General features: G+C 31.5%; 5 protein-coding genes. 3 read left to right on the forward strand and 2 right to left on the reverse strand.

The genetic code is table 11. The features are described 5' to 3' along the window. Positions 1-493: response regulator transcription factor (locus MR593_RS04525; protein WP_290687260.1), on the reverse strand; the 493-nt coding region annotated here is incomplete at its 3' end. A 258-nt stretch (positions 494-751) separates the two neighbouring features. On the opposite strand from MR593_RS04525, the gene MR593_RS04530 reads away from it, so the two are divergent. Next, positions 752-1,279: a YmaF family protein gene (locus tag MR593_RS04530; protein WP_290687262.1), complete on the forward strand. Its 528-nt coding sequence runs from the start codon at positions 752-754 to the stop codon at positions 1,277-1,279. Positions 1,280-1,390: 111 nt separating this feature from the next. Here MR593_RS04530 and MR593_RS04535 read toward each other — a convergent pair whose 3' ends face one another. Next, a complete protein-coding gene (locus tag MR593_RS04535) occupies positions 1,391-1,873 on the reverse strand; it encodes a GNAT family N-acetyltransferase (protein WP_290687263.1) in 483 nt (160 codons plus the stop codon). A gap of 154 nt (positions 1,874-2,027) precedes the next feature. Between MR593_RS04535 and MR593_RS04540 the strand changes: the two genes are divergently transcribed. Beyond that, positions 2,028-2,825 (forward strand): hypothetical protein, encoded by a 798-nt coding sequence (locus MR593_RS04540; protein ID WP_290690216.1) that lies wholly within the window; start codon positions 2,028-2,030, stop codon positions 2,823-2,825. Positions 2,826-2,894: 69 nt separating this feature from the next. Continuing rightward, the coding region (locus MR593_RS04545) for a hypothetical protein (protein WP_331474739.1) at positions 2,895-3,082 on the forward strand (188 nt) is incomplete at its 3' end.

Raw genomic sequence — 3,082 nt, forward strand, 5'->3', positions numbered from 1 at the left:
TAAGTAGCTCTAAAATCATGTATTCCTTTGCAGTTAAATCTAGTATATTTCCGTTTATCTTGACTTCCTTTGTGTTTGCGTTTAGAGTTATGTCCTTGTATGTAAATACTGGATCTGTTTCAGCTACAGATATAGAATATCTTCTTAGATTTGATTCGACTCTAGCTACTACCTCGCCTAGATCAAATGGCTTTGTTATATAGTCGTCTGCACCTAGCTTCAATAGGTCAATTTTTGTGCTTATCATGTCCTTTGCAGAAATTATTATGATAGGCACTGATGAAAATTCGCGAACTTCTTTTAGGATTTGGTCGCCGCTTTTATAAGGAAGCATTATATCTAAAAGGATTAAATTGTAGGAGTTAGTTTTTATTTCGTTTAGCCCATCAGTTCCAGTGAATGATGATTTTACGTTGTATCCGGCTTCTTTTATCGCTTGAGATAGCATTAGGTTTACATCTTGGTTATCTTCTATAATTAAAATATTTTCCATTTTTATTCTCCTTTTAGTTTCTAATATTAGTTTAAGTCGAGTATATACTAATAGAATTGGAAAAACAAGCAGGATAGATTAAAGTATCTATTTGAGAAAAATATTATATTAAAATAAAATGTATTAGCCTATTCTTTAAAAAAATACGAAATTTTATAAAAAATAAGAACAAATTTTGTCGATATTTATATTATGTATTAAGAGACTTTTTTAGATAAAAAGTTTCTAAAATAATATAAATTTAGGAGATGTAAGAAAATGGGATATGTTTATTATGGAAATAGAGAAAATGATGAAGTAAACGGAACTTTTTTACAAGTAAATGATAGTCAAAGCGATAGAGATTGCGATAGAGATAAAAACGGAGAATTCGACAGAGACCGCGATAGAGATTGCGATTGCGATAGAGATAGAGACAGAGATACAAACGGAGATTTTGATGAGGAAAGAAGAAGAGATTACTACGATTATATGAATCACGTGCATGAATACTCAGAAAGCGTAAAATTAGCTGAAAATGGTAGAGACAGACATAACCACAGAGTAGCAGGAGTTACAGGAAAAGCTAAATTAATAAATGAAGGAAGAAACCATGTTCACGAAATAGAAAGAGATTTAGTAGATTCTTTTGGTCATGTTCATAGAATCTGTACTACAACTGGTCCAGCAGTTAGAATACCAGGCTCAGACAAGCATGTGCATTTAATATGTGGAAGAACTACTGAAGCAGATGAGCATTGTCATAGATTTGAATTTACTACTCAAGTTGACTCACCTTTAATATAAGTTTAAACCTGAGTTATAAATAGAATAATAAAATGTTATTCTCAAAAAATTTAAAAGTAAATTTTTTAAGCAGGTGGATTACTTCACCTGCCTTTTAAAAATGGATAATTACTATAAATCTAGTTTCATAAAAATAGTAGTTTCAACAGGGCTATCATTATATGGTCCTATTTCATAAAATCCAAATTTTTTGTATAGGTGTATTGCACTTTCTAAGAAAGGAAGAGTGTCTAAAAGCATTCCTTTATAGCCTATTGATTTTGCATCATCTATAACCTTTTTAATTAGAGTGTAAGAAAATCCATTACCGCGAAATTCTGGTCTTACATAAAGTCTTTTTAGCTCGCAGTTTTCTTCAGATAGCTTTCTAAGAGCGACGCATCCAGCAGGCTTATCGTCCACATAAATTATGTAAAGTCTACCCTCAGGAAGTCCGTATTTCTTTTCTAAATGCTCTAATTCATCGTCGTAGTTTTGTATTTCTAAATATATAGCCATATCAGGATCAGCTTCAACCAGCATATTTGTATATTCCGAAAATAATTTTTTAACTTCAGCCTTTTCATCATAAGCTAATTTCATTTTTATAGACATTTGTATCACCACCTTAAGATTTTGTAAAAAATTGTAAGTACTTATTTATAGTTTATAATATTTATTGACAAATGGGAATGCTATAATAAATATATAAAATTAAGATAGTAGAAGTCAGCAATTATCGTTTTTTTAAGGGAAAGAGGTGGAGGTTATGAAGAAAAAATTTTTACTAGCATTTATAATGTTAAGTGCAATCATGATGGTAGGGTGCGTAGATGCAGATGTCACTGTGGATTTGGAAAAGGACGGTACAGGAAAGGCTATAATCCAGGTGCTTGGTCCAAAAACTGTATTTGACAATATTCCAGAAGAAAATATAAATGAATTGGGCAAGGACTTTGAAACTGTAGAAAAAATAGCAGATTCAGATAAATCTGGATATAGATTTGCTACTAGACAAGGTAAACTGGAAGAAATTTTCAAGGAAATTACAAATATAGATGCATCACTACAAGAAAATCAGGATTCACAAGATAATTCAGGTGACGTAGAAAATCAAAATTCAAATAGCTCAGTAAAAGCAGAGACAGTTTCTACTGAATCAAATAATAATGATTTAGCAAACGAGCTTTACGAAAAATATGTAGATATAAACGAGGAACAAAGCTTGTTTTCAAGTACCTATGATGTGAATTTAAAGCTTAAGGATGCGATATATGGAGAGATGAGCTTTGAACAAAGAACGCTAATGCACTTACTAGGAGAAACTGCAAATATCGGCCTTCATATAAAAAGCCCTATTGAAGCAGAAAACAGCAATGCGACTAGTGTAACAGAAGAGGAGGGAAAGCACGTATATAACTGGGAATACACATTAGCTGATGTCCAAAATATAAATTTTTCTGCTGAAATCCCTAACTTCAGAAATATAATAATCGCTGGAGTAGGAATAGCTGTAGTCGTAATTGGATTAGTAGTGGCTTTAACTAGAAAAAAGAAAGTTTCATAGATTGAATTATTAGTTTTATAAATATGCTAAAATTAAAGTAGAACAATTTAGATTATATGGGGGACGTTTATGGAAAAAATAATGATATTTGGGGCAGGTCAAGCAGGTACTATGATATCATGCTGGATAAGTGCAGACTGCGATGTAGTAGGTTTTATAGACAACAATGAAAAAATGTGGGGACAAATCAGAGCAAATAAGAAAATATATTCTCCACAGGAAGCGATTGAAATATCACCTGATATTATAGTGATCAC

The sequence above is a fragment of the Intestinibacter sp. genome (genome assembly GCF_022780145.1).
Classification (GTDB): domain Bacteria; phylum Bacillota; class Clostridia; order Peptostreptococcales; family Peptostreptococcaceae; genus Intestinibacter.

Coding starts and splice junctions, on each gene's coding strand:
- MR593_RS04535 (WP_290687263.1), bottom strand. CDS start 1,873: ATGTCTATAAAAATGAAATTAGCTTATGATGAAAAGGCTGAAGTTAAA.
- MR593_RS04540 (WP_290690216.1), top strand. CDS start 2,028: ATGAAGAAAAAATTTTTACTAGCATTTATAATGTTAAGTGCAATCATG.
- MR593_RS04530 (WP_290687262.1), top strand. CDS start 752: ATGGGATATGTTTATTATGGAAATAGAGAAAATGATGAAGTAAACGGA.